This is a genomic window from Alcanivorax sp. P2S70, from assembly GCF_000475295.1.
GTDB classification, from domain to species: domain Bacteria; phylum Pseudomonadota; class Gammaproteobacteria; order Pseudomonadales; family Alcanivoracaceae; genus Alcanivorax; species Alcanivorax profundi.
On record NZ_AXBZ01000067.1, the window covers coordinates 1 to 15,321 of the forward strand.

Here is a 15,321-nt window from a genome sequence, read left to right on the forward strand (position 1 = left end):
GGATGGACATACACCTTCAAAAGCGCGCCCCTCTTTACCTTGGCCGAGGGGGCGAACCAGTCTGAAAGACTGAGCACGCAAGGCGTTATTCAGAGGCTCCCAAGCTTGCCACCCCTTTTCGCCCACCATCGACCTGTCTCGTACAGAACATTTGAAAAGTCCACGCCACGACACCATCCTACGCAGCACAATATCATCATGGTCTGACTAACCGCCCCGGAGGCAACGTGAAACTGGCTCTTCCTGATTGGCTGTCGCCTGTTGCACAGCAGCTCGAGCCCTGGCTCCCCGCCCTGACCCTCACCGGGGTGGTGATGGCGCTTGCCTCCATGGTCGCCATCCCCTGGTTATTGATTCGCATGCCTGCCCACTACTTCACCGAGGCGTATCAGCCCCGTTCACAACGCGGGCCTCTGGCGTGGCTGCTATGGTGTCTGCGTAACCTGCTGGCCCTGCTCTTGTTACTGGCCGGGGTCATCATGCTGGTGCTACCCGGCCAGGGATTGTTGACCATTCTGATTGCTATCATGACCAGCACATTTCCGGGGAAATACCGTATGGAACGCGCTATTATGCGGCGCCCCGGGGTATTCCGGGCCGCCAACTGGATTCGCGCCCGTTACCATCGTGAACCGCTCCTTCATCCCGATGCCCAGGTACCGCCGGGTAACCACAAGGATTCCTTGCATGGCCATTAACAGCGCAGCCATTCGCTGGCACGAAAACTCGCTGGAGCTGCTGGACCAGCGCCTGCTCCCCACCCAGACCGTCTGGCTAACCATCAGCGATAGCCAGCAAGCCGCCAACGCCATTCGCGAGATGGTGGTACGCGGAGCTCCTGCCATCGGCATCACGGCAGCCTATGGTCTGGCACTGGAAGCCCAACGTTTGGGTGACAACGCCAGCCTCCCCGCTCTCGCCACCGCCATCGAGTGTCTGGCCAGCAGCCGCCCCACTGCCGTCAATCTGTTCTGGGCACTGGAGCGACTGCAGCGCACCGCTGGCGAGCGAACAGGGAGCGAACTGGTACGGGCCTTGATTGAGGATGCCGAATCCATCCACCAGGAAGACCTGGCAGCGAACCGCCGCATGGGCGAGTTTGGCGCCGCCTTGCTGAGCCCTGGCGCCACCCTTTACACCCATTGCAACACCGGAGCGCTGGCCACCGGCGGTCACGGTACCGCCCTGGGCATTATTCGCAGTGCGTGGGAAGCGGGCACGCTTGCCGGAGTCTACGCCGGTGAAACCCGCCCTTGGCTGCAAGGCAGTCGCCTTACCAGCTGGGAGCTACTCAACGATGGCATCCCGGTTACCCTCGTGGCTGACAGCAGTGCAGGCCAATTAATGGCCCAAGGCAAGATTGACGCCGTCATTGTTGGCGCCGACCGGATCACCGCTAACGGTGATACCGCCAACAAGATCGGCACCTACGCTCTGGCCGTGCTCGCCAAACATCACGGCATTCCGTTCATTGTGGCCGCGCCGTTGTCGACCCTTGATAGCGAGTTGCCGGACGGCAGCCATATCGTGATTGAAGAACGCGATGGCAGTGAAATCCGCCAGATACAAGGCAAGCCTGTGGCACCGGCACACTGCCCCGTCTATAACCCGGCCTTTGATGTGACGCCGGCATCCCTGATCAGTGCGATTGTCACTGAACGTGGCGTCATTGATGCCCCCGACACATCGAAGGTACTTGCCCACCTTCAAGCCAGCCACTGAGACAGCCAGAGCCGACACCATGACTGATCGCCCTTTTTCTACTGCCAGCTACCGCGACGCCGCCAGAGCGCTGGCCGCGACCGGCCAGCGTATTTATGCCAATGGATGGTCACCAGCCACCAGCAGTAACTATTCCGTTCGCCTGAACGCGACCCACGCGGCCATCACTCGCTCCGGGAAAGATAAAGGTTTGCTGCGCGAAACCGACATCATGGCGGTTGACCTTCAGGGCCAACCCGCCACCGATGGCAAGCCATCTGCCGAAACCCTTCTGCACACCCAGGTGTACCAGCGTTTTCCTGACATCGGCGCAGTACTGCACACCCACAGCCACGCCAGTACCGTGCTGACCATGCACTGGCCTGCCAATATGCTGACGCTGGAAGGCTACGAGCTGCTGAAAGCACTCGAGGGCATCCACACCCATGAGAGTCGACTGCAGATCCCGGTTTTCGACAATACTCAGGACATCGCCGCGCTGGCCAGTGAGGTCGATACGGCCATGGCAGAAGGCGCCATCAGCCATGCCTACCTGATTCGTGGGCATGGACTTTATACCTGGGCCAGCGATCTGCCATCCTGTTACCGACAGCTTGAAGCGTTGGAGGTCTTGCTCGCCGTTGAGCTGGATCGCCGTCGCCTGAGTGGAGTGTAAAACATGAGCGAACTGAAGATATTTCATGACAGCCAGCCGCAAACCGTTCAGCAGCATCTGACCGACAAAGCAGCTATGGCCCAGGCGCTCGCGGCCGCCGGGATTCGCTATGAACAGTGGGAAGCCAGCAAGGCACTGTCAGAAAATCCCGATCAGGCAGAGGTGATTGAGGCCTATCAGGCAGATATCAATCGTCTTATTGAACAGGAAGGCTACCAGACCGTCGATGTCGTCAGCATGGTACCGGATCACCCGGAAAAGGCCGCTTTTCGACAAAAGTTTCTGGAAGAACATCGTCACAGTGAAGACGAAGTGCGCTTCTTCGTGGAAGGCCGCGGTCTGTTTACGCTGCACATTGGCGACAACGTCTATGAAGTGCTGTGCACCAAGGGCGATTTGATCAGCGTGCCAGCGAACACGCCGCACTGGTTCGATATGGGCCCCAACCCTCGTTTTGTGGCGATCCGCCTGTTCAACAACCCTGAGGGATGGGTCGCAAATTTTACCGGCAGCGATATCGCCCAGCGATTCAATCGTCTGGACTGAACGCGATTTGCGCATCCGGGGATAACACCAGAAAACGGGATACCGCCATGATCAAGGCCATCGTTACCGATATCGAAGGCACCACCAGCAGCATTTCTTTCGTCAAGGAAGTGCTGTTCCCCTATGCCGCCAACGCCTTCCCCCGGTTTCTGGCAGAACACTGGGATGACGCTGACGTTCAACAACTGATTGCGGCAGCCGCCGCCGAAAGTGGCCAGCCGCTGACATCACCTGACAGTGCCAATGCCCTCTTCCAGGAATGGATCGCAGCAGACCGCAAGGTAACGCCACTCAAGGCCCTGCAAGGCAAAATCTGGCAGGCGGGCTATGAGAATGGCGATTATACCGCCCACCTTTATCCCGACACCGCGGCCAACCTGAACCTCTGGAAAAAGCAAAACCTGGATCTTTATGTGTACTCGTCAGGCTCCATCGCTGCACAAAAGCTGTTTTTCGGCTACAGCGATGCCGGCGACCTGACTCCCCTTTTCAGTGGCTATTTCGATACCACCTCGGGCCATAAGCAGGATGTCCAGAGCTACCGGAATATTCAGGCCGCCATTGGCCTTCCGGCCAACCAGTTGCTGTTCCTGTCTGATGTGGAAGCCGAACTGGATGCCGCAGCCGAAGCGGGTTTTCATACTTGCCGGCTGGATCGTGAGGGCAGTCAGGGCGCCAGCCGACACCCCGTGGCCAGCCGTTTTGATGAGATTGATCTGGCTAGCTTTTAAGCCAGTCCATGGCGCGTCAGGACTGGCCAGGCCGCCCTCGTGGCAACCGGCAAGCCCACACCACAAACTTTCGATTGCTGCCGGCTACCTCGACCGATTCAAACAACCGCTGCAACACGGTGTGATACCCCAGATGCCGGTTTCCGATCACCCGTAACTCGCCATCAGGTGCCAGCGACTCGCTGGCCTGCCGAAACAACCGGCGTGCCACATGATCCCCGACCACATGGCCTTCATGGAAAGGCGGGTTCAGCAAGATCAGGTCAAACGGGCCTCCGGCGCCTTTCAACCCATCGCCCAGATGAAACCGGGCGTTTGCGCTCGGGCTGTGGCGGTCTACATTCTCCCGGGCGCTCTGCAAGGCCAGCCAGGACTCATCACAAAACGTCACCCGGCAACCGGGCGAAGCGGCCAGCATGGCGAGCCCCATGACGCCGTTTCCACAACCCAGGTCTGCCACACGCGTGTCTGGCGTCACATTCGTTGGCAGATGGTCCAGAAAGCAGCGCGCGCCGATATCCAGCTGGGACTGTGAGAACACTCCCGCATGAACAACCAAGGGGCCGAATGGAGAATCAATGGTAGAAGGATAGTCCGCCTGTGCCAGGGATTGCCCCGGTGTTCGGGCACTGAACAAGCGCGCTTTTTTCCAACCGTACTCGGCGCGGCCGTTCCCCAGGAACCTCTCCAGCAGCGGAACCAGCTGGCGCGGCAAATGCTTGTCCATTCCCGCAAGCCAGACAGGTACATCGTCCGGCGTGTTCTGCGCGATCCAGTCCAGCTGGGATTCCAGCAGGGCCACGGATTTGGGGACTTTCAGCACTATTTGATCCGGGGTGACATCAAGTGCCTGTTGTGGCCAGCACCATTGGGGAGGGGCAAGGCCATTGGTCTGTGCGTTGATGGCCATCCCCTTCCACGCCAGCCAGGAATCACCACAGGACAGCGCCTCGCCATGCTGGCTTGCAGCCAGCGCCAGCGCTCCCCAGCTGTCATTGAGACACAGCGTCGCTGTCCCTTCGCCCCGATCCGCCAGAGTCTTCAGCAGATAGTGGTCAGCGTTGTCCCAGGCCTGCAATGCGTCCTGCCGTTTTAGCGGCCAGCGCTGCAAGGTTAGCGTGCCCCAAGGATGCTCAAATTCCGTCATTGCGTCTCTTCACCTGCCAGTCTGGCGTGGCATTCTGCCTGTGTGATTCCGGGTTGGCCATAATCTGTGCAAACGACCCCCACCGGGGGATTTAGGTATGGCAATTTCAGAATTCGCTGCTAGAATGCGCCGTCACCAGATCCGGAATATAGCTCAGCCTGGTAGAGCACTACGTTCGGGACGTAGGGGTCGCAGGTTCGAATCCTGCTATTCCGACCAATTCCAGCCCTTCCCCGGGGCTGACGAAAAAGGCCGCTTTCCGCGGCCTTTTTTCTTTTCTGATTCCCCAACAGCCGTCTATTTGGCCAGTCGCGGATTCAGGGTGTAACTCACGGTGATGCAGGCGGAATCCAACGCATTCGCCCTGATCAGCCCGACCAGCGCGGCACCGCTGAGGTCCCCTTCTGTCGGCAATTGCTCCACGTCCAGTGCGTACACGGTGAAGACATAGCGGTGCACGATGCTGTCATTCCACGGCGGACAGGGCCCATCGTAACCAAAGTACTCCCCTTCCATATCCGCATCACCGGCAAACCAGCCAGTATAGTCGTTCTTGCCGTGGCGCAGCCCCTGTGGGGCAGTGGGTCCGTTCTTGCCATGGGCGGTCACTTCGCTCGAATGCTCGCCCTCAAGAATTTCACTCTGACCGGCAGGAATGTCGAACAGGGTCCAGTGATAAAAATCCACCCGCGGCAAATCTGCCGGGACTTCCCTGTCTTCCTGGTTCACATCGTCACCGGCACTGGGGCAATCCGGGTCATGGCAAACCACGGCAAATGAGCGGGTCTGTGACGGCGCGTCTTTCCAGGCCAGATGGGGATTGATGTTGCTGGAAAGGGCCACGTGGGTATCTGCATCCTTGACCGCAAAGGCGTACTTCTCACCAATGGGGGCCTGATCGGTCAGGCTGTTGCTGAGTAACTGCATGGTGAAACTCCTGTTCACTGTCGTGTGAGGTCGTCCGTTGAAGCATGCGGGTCCTGATGGGGATTTCAACCACCGGAAAGCGCAAAACGCTGCAACGGATGGTAACTCGGCGGCCTGCCGTGACGGCTGTCACTTTCATAGAGCCACAACTGATCCGCATCCAGAATCCACTGCCCCGTGCGCCTCTGCAATGGCTCTCCGGGTTTGGCCAGGGTCACATGGGGACGAAACCGCCGCGTCTCCGCCGTAAAGCCGTCGACTGCGCTGAGCAACTGTTGAATGTCGTCATGGAGCGATGCCAGAGCCGTTTGGGTGGTTTGCGTCAGCGCCAGATAGGGTCCCTCTGGCTCAGGGAAGGGCTCACAGGCCGTCAAGGCAATCGTAAAGGGAGCATGACGGGCAGCCAGTGCAGACACGCCAGGGACCAGACGTTTGACGGAACCCGGTGAGCACTCTCCCAAAAAGGCCAACGTCAGATGCAGGTTTCGCCGCGGCGACGCCTGAGGCAGTCCCAGTGACAACGCCACACATTCATGGGCCAGTGGGCCCGAGACCGGAATGCCGAGAAAACAGCGCATACAATCTCTCTCTGATGGCTCACCTTATACCGGAATCGCCCATGGCTTAAGGGCTGCGACAACGGTAGAATTGCGCGCCCACCCACTCTGACACTCAGCCAGCCGTTTGTGCCCGACAGGCGGCAGCCAATCTCGAGGTGAACTATGTCCGGTAAAGCCCCCGGCAAAGTCGGTTTTATCAGCCTGGGTTGCCCCAAGGCCCTGGTGGACTCCGAACGCATTTTGACCCAGCTCCGCACCGAAGGCTACGAAGTCACGCCGACTTACGATGATGCCGACGTGGTCGTGGTGAATACCTGTGGGTTTATTGACGATGCCAAGGCGGAATCCCTGGACACCATTGGTGAAGCCCTTCACGAGAACGGCAAGGTGATTGTGACCGGCTGCATGGGGGTGGAAGAAGAGACCATTCGCAAGGTACACCCCTCGGTGTTATCCGTGTCTGGGCCCCAGCAGTACGAACAGGTGGTCAACGCGGTTCATCAGGTGGTACCGCCGCTGCAGAACCATGATCCCTTTCTGGATCTGGTCCCCCCACAAGGGATCAAACTGACCCCGCGTCATTATGCTTATCTGAAGATTTCCGAAGGCTGTAATCATAAATGCAGCTTCTGCATCATCCCGAGCATGCGTGGCAAACTGGACTCACGCCCGGTGGGCGACGTTCTGGATGAAGCTGAAAGGCTGGTCAAAGCGGGGGTACAGGAACTGCTGGTGATCAGTCAGGACACCAGCGCCTATGGTGTCGACCGCAAATACCAAACCGGCTTCTGGCAGGGCATGCCGGTGAAAACCCGGATGCTGGAGCTCTGTCAGGCCCTGGGACAACTGGGGGCCTGGGTTCGGCTTCATTATGTCTATCCCTACCCTCACGTGGACGACATCATCCCGATGATGGCTGAGGGGCATATCCTTCCCTATCTGGATATTCCGTTCCAGCACGCCAGCCCGACGGTACTGAAGGCGATGAAACGCCCTGCTCATGCCGAAAATACCCTTGAGCGGATCCGTCGCTGGCGTGAAATCTGCCCCGACATTACCCTGCGCAGCACCTTTATTACTGGTTTCCCCGGCGAAACCGATGATGATTTTGAGCTGCTGCTCGACTGGCTTGAGGAAGCACAGCTGGATCGCGTCGGCTGCTTCACCTACTCCCCCGTGGAAGGCGCCCCGGCGAACGCACTGGCCAACCCGGTAGACCCGGAACTGGCCGAAGAGCGCCGCGAACGTTTCATGAATGTGCAGGCCCGCATCAGCGCCGACAAGCTGCAGAAAAAGATCGGCAGCGTTCAGGAAGTGTTGATTGATGAGGTAGATGACGAAGGCGCCATTGCCCGCTCCCGCGCCGATGCACCGGAGATCGATGGCCTGGTCTATCTCAATGGCATCACCGACGTGCAGCCCGGCCAGCGCCTCAAGGTCACCATCGAGCATGCAGATGAACATGATCTGTGGGGCACCCCGCTCGACGGACACACCGCCGGGTGAATGACCAACCCCTGAAGGGCGCCCTGCTGCTGGTACTGGGGGAAGGCTTGCTGGCCATCATGGCGGCAATGATCAAACTGCTCTCGGATCACCTGGATACCGAAGTGATTGTGTTCGCGCGCAATCTCTTCGGCCTGCTCTTCCTTCTGCCCATCATCATGCAGCGTGGCGGTTTTGGCCAACTGCGTACCGCCAATATTCATCTGCACCTGATACGTGCCTTCACGGGCGTGACCGCCATGTTCTGCTTCTTTTACACCATCGGGCATATTGCCCTGGCGGAAGCGGTGCTGGTGAAAATGACCGTGCCCTTCTTCCTTCCCGTGGTGGGATGGCTATGGCTACGCGAACAGATCGGCCTGCGTACCTGGGTTGCTATTCTGGTGGGCTTCGTCGGCGTTGCCGTCATCATGCGGGCAGATTCGGGTGAGATTGATCCCGTAATGTGGGTTGCTCTGGCCGGGGCCGCGATTATGAGTATCGCCAAGGTCAGCATCCGCCGCATGGCCGTATCTGAGCCTCCGCAACGGGTGGTGTTCTACTTTGCCCTGTTTGCGACCGGGTTTTCCGCCCTCCCCCTCGCCTGGACCAGTACCGTGCCCGTCGGGACTGATTACCTGTGGCTTATCGGCATTGGCCTGGTGGCAACCGGTGGCCAGTTTGCCATGACCACGGCCTATCAGATCGCCAGCCCCGGCCAGGTCGGGGTCTACAACTATTCTTCCGTCATTTGGGCAGCACTGCTCGGCTGGATGTTCTGGGGGGAAACCCTGGTAATTACGACGCTGTTGGGCACACTGCTGATCGTTGCCGCCGGGGTGTGGAACCTGAAGGCACCCCGATCGGGCTGATTTATCAGGCTGCCTGCAGGATTTTGGCCCCGGTAGCGGTGTTCAAGCCCCTGTACAAGCATCCTATAATTGACAATTGTTACTTATAGACCGAGTAGATCAATAATGCCTCTACACTCTGCAGTCATTACCCGCGGCTTCATTGCACTGTTATCCGTCGCATTACTCTCTGCCTGCGATAATGCCGCCCAATGGGCTTATCAGAACGGGCTTGAATTCGAAATCTCGCGGGCCGGCCTTCAGGAAGAAACCATCACCACAGACGACGGCATCCAATGGCATCTGCTGGTGAGTGAATCCAGCACCAGTGCCCCCCCGGTTCTGCTGATTCATGGTTTTGGTGCCGACGCCAGCAACTGGGTGCGTTTTGCCGGCAACCTGGAAGAAGAGTTTTACTTCGTCGTGCCGGATCTCCCCGGCCATGGTGATAGCACCCGTGATTTGGGCCTGGATTACACCATGAAAGCCCAAGCCAAGCGGCTGCTTACACTGATGGATACCCTGCAGATCGAGCAATTCCATGTGGCCGGCAATTCCATGGGGGGCGCTATTACATTGGAAATGGCACGACAAGCGCCACAACGGGTTCTTTCCATGGGGCTGGTGGATTCCGCCGGTCTGACACGCCAGACCCCTGAGTTCAAAGCCCTGTTGGAAGGCAGCGACAGCAATCCATTGATTCCCCACAGCCGGGATGAATTCCAGACCACTCTGGTATGGGCCATGGAAGAGCCACCCTACATGCCGGATTTTTTCATGGATGTTATGGGGCAACGCAAAGCGGAAAATGCCGTAGTCGCTGAAGATATTTTCCGTCAGCTGGGCACCGACCCTGGCATGAATCTGGAGAACAGTGAGGTCCTTGCGACACTGGATCAAGCCACGCTGGTTATGTGGGGCAAGGAAGACCGGCTGCTGGGAGTGGATAATGTACCCGTCTTTCTTGAGCGGCTTCCCCGAGCACGATCCGTCATTCTGGATGGCATTGGTCACCTGCCGATGACAGAAGCTCCCGCCAAGAGTGCCGATGCCTTCCGCACATTTTGGAATGAAAACCGTCCTTGATCATCTAGCCAAGTGTGCTGGGTCATCCTTTCAATGTGGTGACTCAGCCCGTGGTGCTACGTAATTCCGGTGGGCGCCAGTCAAAGGGCACGTTGTAACTCATAAGGAACCCCCCCAAGGTAATCAAAACCCGGGAAATACCAATGTAAGAGTCAGGGATGCTAATGCGTTCCTCGCGGAATCGCTCCATCAGATCTCCCATTGCCCCCACAGGGCCCTGTTGATTGAGTTTATCGGTCAACACGTAAAGCGCCAGCTCCCGCAAGGTCTCCGGGCTACCACCACGGAAACCTGCCTGATAGAACAGTTCACCAATATCAACCTGTCCCTCGAACCCCATCAATCCATACAGCAACCTCGAATAACGGCGGACCTCATCCGGGTTCAGCACGCCAATGGCGCCGAAATCCAGAATCACAACCTGCCCTCGATCATTTACCAGAAAATTGCCCGGGTGCGGGTCTGCCTGGTAGACCCCAAACCGCGTCACTTGTTGCAGGTAGCTGGTGAGAAGCACCCCCAGGAGATCGGCCGCGTCTTCAGGGTGCTGATCAAGATGCTGGCGGAGACGGTTACCGCCTTCCCAGCTGGTCACGAGTATCCGTTCACAACACAGAGGCTTAACTAACTCGGGAATCCGGATACGCTCGGGGTGCGGCTGACGAGAAAAGCGCAGGGTATTAGCGGCTTCGTTACGGAAGTCCAGTTCTGTTGCCGTCATGGCCAGCAACTGCTCAATGGCCTGACGAAGATCGAACTCACGAAACCGGGGAGCGGCAATGGCGGCGAGCGCCTGAAATACTTTGGCATCCTGCTCAAACAAGCGCTTTACTGCCGGCAATCGGACTTTGACTGCTACCTCCTGTCCATTCTTAAGCTTGGCCCGGTGCACCTGTGCGATGGAAGCAACAGCGGTTGGCGTCTCCTCAAACCAGACAAAAGTATCGCGCCAGTCTTTACCCCAGGACTTGGATAGCACTCTGGCGATCGCGCTGAACTCTACGGGCAGGGCGTCACTCTGCAGTTGCTGAAACGCATGAATATACTCAAGCGGCAGCACGTCGGGGCGGCAGCTGAAAAACTGCGCCGCTTTGACCCAGAAGCCACCATTGGCCCTACAAAGCTGAGTGGCAATCTCTGCCGCCTGGTGATGACGTTCGGACAATGCACTGCCGCGGCCGCGAGCATACACCGCTCCGATGCGTGCAAGTGCCGCCAAGCCCCTTACATATCGAGTCCTTCCGGAAGCCAGCCCGACCAGCCCGGTAACACTTTCCCTAATCATGTTTCATCGCCCGAGTACCCATTCCCCCATTATGCCTGACATTGCAGGGCTTGAATCCCGCGAGCCTTGACCGTAGTGTTTCAATCTTTTAAATGGCGGTGGATTATGTCAGTACCTGTTATACGCGCAGGCGAGCCTCACACCATTCGCACCCGGGGCATTACCCTGCTGCGTTCCGGTCACAAGGAAATCCGACGCCTCAAACGCGCCAACCATACCCCATCGATTCATGGTAACAAGGTATGGAACTCCAGCTTCCTTATCATGGATCACCTCACCCGCAATAAACTGGACGCAGACGACCACCTGCTGGATATTGGTTGTGGCTGGGGGCCACTGTCGATCTTTACCGCCAAGCGGTTTAGGTGCCGGGTCACCGCTGTAGATGCCGATGCAGATGTTTTCCCCTATCTTGACCTGCATGCGCAGATCAACAAGGTGGATATCACCACCGAACAGCTTCGCTTTGAAAAGCTCAGCACCGCCCGGCTTAAAGACGTCACGGTCATGGCCGGTGCTGACATCTGCTTTTGGGACGAGCTAACCCCTGTGCTCTATAACCTTATCCGTCGCGCCCTGAGAGCCGGAGTAAAGCAGATCATCATCGCCGACCCTGGCCGCTCACCTTTCTATGCTCTGGCAGAGAAATGCGAACAAGGGGGCCTCAATTCCCGCGTCGTAGAGCGCAGGAGCAAGACCCCGAAGAATCTCTGTGCCGATTTGCTGATTATCGACAATTGAAATTCCACCACCCGGCACCATGTTATTTCCACGTTCAATGGAAGTGACACACCATGACTGACGATATTCAAGACACCGATACCGCGCAGGGCAGCCTTGCCCTGCCCGACCAGTTGCGCCCGCAACGCATCTATCTTATCCCTGTACGCCACAGACCCTTTATGCCCGGGTTGGTGCAACCAGTGATGCTGGACAAACAAATCTGGGAACAGACCCTCGAGCGCGTTAGCCAGACCCCCCATCAATCGCTGGGCCTGGTCTACGTGGGCGACAAAGACCCTGACACCGTCGCGCTGGAGGATTTCCCGGAGTACGGCTGCTTGGTGAAAGTTCACGCTCTGAATCAGGAAAATGATCAGTTCCAGCTCGTCGCCCAGGGCGCATCCCGCTTTCGTATTCAGGGTTGGCTGAATCGCAAGCGTCCCTATATGGCAGAAGTCAGTTACCCAGAGCCACGCACAGACGCGGATGAAACTGTACGTGCCTATGGCATGGCCATCATCAATACCATCAAGGAACTGCTGCCGCTCAACCCGCTGTATAACGAAGGGCTGCGTCACTACCTGCAAAACTTTTCACCCTCCGAGCCCTCTCCGCTAACCGATTTTGCGGCAGCGCTGACCAGTGCTTCAGGCAAAGAGCTACAAAGCATACTCGAAACCGTTCCACTCAAGCCTCGTATGGAAAAGGTCCTGACGCTGGTAAAAAAGGAACTGGAGGTCGCCCGGCTACAAAACCAGATTTCCGAAGAGGTGAACGAGAAGGTCAGTCGCCACCAGCGCGAATTCTTCCTTCGCGAACAACTCAAGATCATTCAGCGCGAACTCGGCCTGAGCAAAGATGACAAGACCGCCGAAGCGGATGAGTTCCGTGAACGGATGAAGACCTTGTCTCCTACCGATGCGGTAAACAAACGGTTTGAGGACGAACTACAAAAGCTGTCTGTACTGGAAACCGGCTCCCCTGAGTATGGTGTAACCCGCAATTATCTGGACTGGCTTACCAGTGTTCCCTGGGGGCAATACAGTCACGACAATCTTGATCTCAGCCATGCCCGCGAAGTGCTCACCCGGCACCATAGCGGCTTGCAGGACGTGAAAGACCGCATTGTGGAATTTCTTGCGGTTGGGGCACTACGTGGTGAGGTCAAAGGCTCCATTATCCTGCTTGTCGGCCCCCCTGGGGTCGGCAAGACCAGTATTGGCAAGTCCATTGCCGAAGCCCTGGATCGCAAATTCTACCGCTTCAGCCTTGGCGGCATGCGCGACGAAGCCGAAATCAAGGGGCACCGCCGCACCTATATCGGTGCCATGCCCGGCAAACTGGTTCAGGCGCTGAAAGAAACCGGCACGGCAAACCCCGTGATCATGCTCGATGAAATCGACAAGCTTGGGCAATCGTTTCAGGGCGACCCGGCCTCGGCCCTGCTGGAAGTGCTGGACCCCGAGCAAAATCAGGATTTCCTGGATCATTACCTTGATGAACGGCTCGATCTCAGCCATTCGCTGTTTATCTGTACCGCCAATACCCTCGACAGCATTCCTGGCCCCTTGCTCGACCGCATGGAAGTGATTCGGCTCTCCGGGTATATCACCGAAGAGAAAGTGGATATCGCCCGGCAGCACCTGTGGCCACGCGCCCTGGAGCGTGCCGGCGTAAAACCCGGCCAGCTCAAGATCAGTGACAGTGCCCTGCGGCAGGTTATTGAAGGGTATGCGCGGGAAGCCGGGGTACGAAACCTCGAAAAGCAACTGAACAAGATTATCCGCAAGTCGGCCGTCAAACTGCTGGCTGGCGAGAAGAAGCTCAGCATCAGTGGCAAGAATTTGTCTGAGTTTCTGGGGCAGCCCTACTTCCAGACAGAAAAAACCCAGCGAGGCGTTGGCGTTGTCACCGGCCTCGCCTGGACCAGTATGGGCGGTGCCACCCTCTCTGTAGAAGCCAGTCTGGTCCACAGCAAGCAACGTGGTTTCAAACTGACCGGGCAACTCGGTGACGTAATGAAAGAATCCGCGGAAATTGCCTACAGTTACGTGGCGAGCCACCTGCAGGACTACGGGCTGGCGGAAGACTGTCTCGACAATGCCTTTATCCACCTGCATGTGCCGGAGGGCGCAACGCCAAAGGACGGCCCCAGCGCAGGGGTCACCATGGCCAGCGCCATTCTGTCCTTGCTGCGCAACAAGCGGCTGCCGCGCAAGGTCGCCATGACGGGAGAGCTGACACTCACCGGCCAGGTGCTGGCCGTTGGCGGGATCCGAGAGAAAATCATTGCCGCCCGGCGGGTGAATATTCGTGAAGTGATTCTTCCCGATGCCTGCCGGCGGGATTTCGACGAGTTGCCGGATTATCTGAAAGACGGCCTCACCGTGCACTTTGCCAGCCAGTATAGCGATGTCTTCCAACAACTCTGGGGCTGATACTGCCCCCTACTACATTGTGCCCACCTGTCACGAGCGGGTGGGCATCCTGTATCAGGATCCGGACATTCTTCTGATCAACAAGCCTGCCTACTTGCTCAGCGTTCCCGGGCGCGCCCCCGAGAACAAGGACTGCGCCATTACCCGTCTCAGCCTGATTTACCCGGACATACGTCTGGTGCATCGTCTGGATCTGGATACCTCGGGCCTGATGGTCTTTGCATTGAGTCAGCGAGGGCAAAGCCAGCTAAGCCGTTTATTTCAGCTGCGAACAGTCAAGAAGCGGTATCAGGCGGTGGTACAGGGTTTGGTCGAGAAGGACGCCGGCAGCATTGAGCTCCCCCTGATTGCGGACTGGCCCAATCGTCCGTTGCAGAAAGTCTGTCATGACACCGGCAAACACGCCCTGACCCACTATCAGGTAATGGAGCGCGACGAACGGCATAACCGTACCCGCCTTGCTCTGAGCCCCGTCACCGGGCGCAGCCACCAGTTACGCATCCACTGTCGGGAACTGGGCCACCCCATCATTGGCTGTGATATGTACGCCCCTCCCGAAGTCGAAGTCCTAAGCCCCCGCCTGCTGCTGCACGCCGAATGGCTAGGCTTCAACCACCCCGTCACCGGCCTGTGGAGCGAATTCACCTCCCCCTGCCCGTTCTAGGCCGTGTAGTCGCTTAAGGTTTTTACGACCCAAGTCTCGCAACCCGAGGCTCTTGCATCTATACCTCGCCAGGGCCCGGAATGACCAAGCTTTTGCATTTGGGTTTTAGCTATTCACTATTCACTGTTAACTATTAACTGCTCTTATTCCCACTCATCCCCATAATCATGCAGCAATTCCGCCCCCGCCTTGACCGCTTTGAGGGTCACGACGGTCAGGTCATCGTAATAGGCCACATTGGGTTGCTTGCCATGGTTGATAAACCGCAGATTGCACAACACCCGGTATCGCTCTTCACCGTCATCATCAATCCAGAGCACGTAAGGCCCCTGCCCTTTTGCAGGTTGAGTCTTGCATAGTCCCAATTCCGTGCCTTTGGGAATCGACTGGCGGGCAAACAGGCCCCGACCATGAAGCGGGCTTTCCCTGACTTCAACCAGGTCTTCTCTTACATAGGGTTTTGACATGCTTTTGCACTTCTTGCTGCCGTTGATGCCATGG

At 57.7% G+C, this 15,321-nt stretch carries 16 protein-coding genes and 1 tRNA gene; 12 read left to right on the forward strand and 5 right to left on the reverse strand.

The window, feature by feature from the left end; genetic code table 11:
* The first annotated feature begins 227 nt into the window (after window positions 1–227).
* Genes Q672_RS31565 through mtnC form a run of 5 tightly spaced genes read left to right on the forward strand, consistent with a single transcriptional unit; the run spans window position 228 to window position 3,654 of the window.
* The gene (locus Q672_RS31565) at window positions 228–698 is read left to right on the forward strand and encodes a hypothetical protein (RefSeq protein WP_022986532.1); all 471 of its coding nucleotides are present in this window, start codon (window positions 228–230) and stop codon (window positions 696–698) included.
* The gene (gene mtnA / locus Q672_RS31570; protein WP_022986533.1) at window positions 688–1,722 is read left to right on the forward strand and encodes an S-methyl-5-thioribose-1-phosphate isomerase; all 1,035 of its coding nucleotides are present in this window, start codon (window positions 688–690) and stop codon (window positions 1,720–1,722) included. Before Q672_RS31565 ends, mtnA begins: the two co-directional genes overlap by 11 nt.
* Window positions 1,723–1,741: 19 nt before the next feature.
* Window positions 1,742–2,377: a methylthioribulose 1-phosphate dehydratase gene (locus tag Q672_RS31575; protein WP_022986534.1), complete on the forward strand. Its 636-nt coding sequence runs from the start codon at window positions 1,742–1,744 to the stop codon at window positions 2,375–2,377.
* 3 nt (window positions 2,378–2,380) lie between these two features.
* Complete coding sequence (locus tag Q672_RS31580; protein ID WP_022986535.1) at window positions 2,381–2,923, forward strand: 1,2-dihydroxy-3-keto-5-methylthiopentene dioxygenase; 543 nt, start codon at window positions 2,381–2,383, stop codon at window positions 2,921–2,923.
* A 47-nt stretch (window positions 2,924–2,970) separates the two neighbouring features.
* On the forward strand, window positions 2,971–3,654 hold the full coding sequence (mtnC, locus tag Q672_RS31585) for an acireductone synthase (RefSeq protein ID WP_022986536.1): 684 nt from the start codon (window positions 2,971–2,973) through the stop codon (window positions 3,652–3,654).
* 16 nt (window positions 3,655–3,670) lie between these two features.
* Here mtnC and Q672_RS31590 read toward each other — a convergent pair whose 3' ends face one another.
* Window positions 3,671–4,801 carry a methyltransferase gene (locus Q672_RS31590; protein WP_022986537.1) on the reverse strand — a complete coding sequence of 377 codons (1,131 nt, stop codon included), beginning with the start codon at window positions 4,799–4,801 and terminating at the stop codon, window positions 3,671–3,673.
* Window positions 4,802–4,943: 142 nt separating this feature from the next.
* On the opposite strand from Q672_RS31590, the gene Q672_RS31595 reads away from it, so the two are divergent.
* Window positions 4,944–5,020 (forward strand) — tRNA-Pro (locus Q672_RS31595).
* A gap of 78 nt (window positions 5,021–5,098) precedes the next feature.
* Here Q672_RS31595 and Q672_RS31600 read toward each other — a convergent pair.
* Together Q672_RS31600 and thpR are read right to left on the reverse strand one after the other, a co-directional pair.
* The gene (locus Q672_RS31600; RefSeq protein WP_022986538.1) at window positions 5,099–5,728 is read right to left on the reverse strand and encodes a YbhB/YbcL family Raf kinase inhibitor-like protein; all 630 of its coding nucleotides are present in this window, start codon (window positions 5,726–5,728) and stop codon (window positions 5,099–5,101) included.
* Window positions 5,729–5,793: 65 nt separating this feature from the next.
* Window positions 5,794–6,306 (reverse strand): RNA 2',3'-cyclic phosphodiesterase, encoded by a 513-nt coding sequence (thpR, locus tag Q672_RS31605; protein ID WP_022986539.1) that lies wholly within the window; start codon window positions 6,304–6,306, stop codon window positions 5,794–5,796.
* Between the two features lie 144 nt (window positions 6,307–6,450).
* Here thpR and rimO point away from each other — a divergent pair, with 144 nt between their 5' ends.
* The 3 genes from rimO to Q672_RS31620 all read left to right on the forward strand — a co-directional run bounded on the left by rimO (window position 6,451) and on the right by Q672_RS31620 (window position 9,710).
* Window positions 6,451–7,794 carry a 30S ribosomal protein S12 methylthiotransferase RimO gene (gene rimO, locus Q672_RS31610; protein ID WP_022986540.1) on the forward strand — a complete coding sequence of 448 codons (1,344 nt, stop codon included), beginning with the start codon at window positions 6,451–6,453 and terminating at the stop codon, window positions 7,792–7,794.
* Entirely contained in the window at window positions 7,791–8,645 is an 855-nt protein-coding gene (locus Q672_RS31615; protein WP_022986541.1) for a DMT family transporter, read from the forward strand. The genes rimO and Q672_RS31615 overlap by 4 nt, the downstream gene beginning before the upstream one ends.
* A 105-nt stretch (window positions 8,646–8,750) precedes the next feature.
* Entirely contained in the window at window positions 8,751–9,710 is a 960-nt protein-coding gene (locus Q672_RS31620; protein ID WP_022986542.1) for an alpha/beta fold hydrolase, read from the forward strand.
* Window positions 9,711–9,753: 43 nt separating this feature from the next.
* Here Q672_RS31620 and Q672_RS31625 read toward each other — a convergent pair whose 3' ends face one another.
* Window positions 9,754–10,995 carry an ABC1 kinase family protein gene (locus Q672_RS31625; protein ID WP_031227009.1) on the reverse strand — a complete coding sequence of 414 codons (1,242 nt, stop codon included), beginning with the start codon at window positions 10,993–10,995 and terminating at the stop codon, window positions 9,754–9,756.
* A 105-nt stretch (window positions 10,996–11,100) separates the two neighbouring features.
* Here Q672_RS31625 and Q672_RS31630 point away from each other — a divergent pair, with 105 nt between their 5' ends.
* From Q672_RS31630 to Q672_RS31640, 3 genes are read left to right on the forward strand one after another with little or no spacing between them, the layout of a single operon-like run.
* Window positions 11,101–11,736: a class I SAM-dependent methyltransferase gene (locus Q672_RS31630; RefSeq protein WP_022986544.1), complete on the forward strand. Its 636-nt coding sequence runs from the start codon at window positions 11,101–11,103 to the stop codon at window positions 11,734–11,736.
* Between the two features lie 53 nt (window positions 11,737–11,789).
* The gene (lon, locus tag Q672_RS31635) at window positions 11,790–14,156 is read left to right on the forward strand and encodes an endopeptidase La (protein ID WP_022986545.1); all 2,367 of its coding nucleotides are present in this window, start codon (window positions 11,790–11,792) and stop codon (window positions 14,154–14,156) included.
* Window positions 14,131–14,820, forward strand: a complete 690-nt coding sequence (locus Q672_RS31640; protein ID WP_022986546.1) for a pseudouridine synthase — start codon at window positions 14,131–14,133, stop codon at window positions 14,818–14,820. Before lon ends, Q672_RS31640 begins: the two co-directional genes overlap by 26 nt.
* Before the next feature lie 143 nt (window positions 14,821–14,963).
* Here the strand turns inward: Q672_RS31640 and Q672_RS31645 are convergent, their stop codons facing one another.
* The gene (locus Q672_RS31645) at window positions 14,964–15,287 is read right to left on the reverse strand and encodes an SET domain-containing protein (protein WP_022986547.1); all 324 of its coding nucleotides are present in this window, start codon (window positions 15,285–15,287) and stop codon (window positions 14,964–14,966) included.
* Between the last annotated feature and the right edge of the window lie 34 nt (window positions 15,288–15,321).

Bases quoted from the DNA above. Each gene is read 5' to 3' on its own strand.
- Q672_RS31580 (WP_022986535.1), top strand. From the start codon at position 2,381: ATGAGCGAACTGAAGATATTTCATGACAGCCAGCCGCAAACCGTTCAG.
- Q672_RS31630 (WP_022986544.1), top strand. From the start codon at position 11,101: ATGTCAGTACCTGTTATACGCGCAGGCGAGCCTCACACCATTCGCACC.
- Q672_RS31640 (WP_022986546.1), top strand. From the start codon at position 14,131: ATGTCTTCCAACAACTCTGGGGCTGATACTGCCCCCTACTACATTGTG.
- Q672_RS31590 (WP_022986537.1), bottom strand. From the start codon at position 4,801: ATGACGGAATTTGAGCATCCTTGGGGCACGCTAACCTTGCAGCGCTGG.
- mtnC (WP_022986536.1), top strand. From the start codon at position 2,971: ATGATCAAGGCCATCGTTACCGATATCGAAGGCACCACCAGCAGCATT.
- Q672_RS31600 (WP_022986538.1), bottom strand. From the start codon at position 5,728: ATGCAGTTACTCAGCAACAGCCTGACCGATCAGGCCCCCATTGGTGAG.
- lon (WP_022986545.1), top strand. From the start codon at position 11,790: ATGACTGACGATATTCAAGACACCGATACCGCGCAGGGCAGCCTTGCC.
- Q672_RS31625 (WP_031227009.1), bottom strand. From the start codon at position 10,995: ATGATTAGGGAAAGTGTTACCGGGCTGGTCGGGCTGGCTTCCGGAAGG.
- thpR (WP_022986539.1), bottom strand. From the start codon at position 6,306: ATGCGCTGTTTTCTCGGCATTCCGGTCTCGGGCCCACTGGCCCATGAA.
- mtnA (WP_022986533.1), top strand. From the start codon at position 688: ATGGCCATTAACAGCGCAGCCATTCGCTGGCACGAAAACTCGCTGGAG.
- Q672_RS31575 (WP_022986534.1), top strand. From the start codon at position 1,742: ATGACTGATCGCCCTTTTTCTACTGCCAGCTACCGCGACGCCGCCAGA.
- rimO (WP_022986540.1), top strand. From the start codon at position 6,451: ATGTCCGGTAAAGCCCCCGGCAAAGTCGGTTTTATCAGCCTGGGTTGC.
- Q672_RS31645 (WP_022986547.1), bottom strand. From the start codon at position 15,287: ATGTCAAAACCCTATGTAAGAGAAGACCTGGTTGAAGTCAGGGAAAGC.
- Q672_RS31620 (WP_022986542.1), top strand. From the start codon at position 8,751: ATGCCTCTACACTCTGCAGTCATTACCCGCGGCTTCATTGCACTGTTA.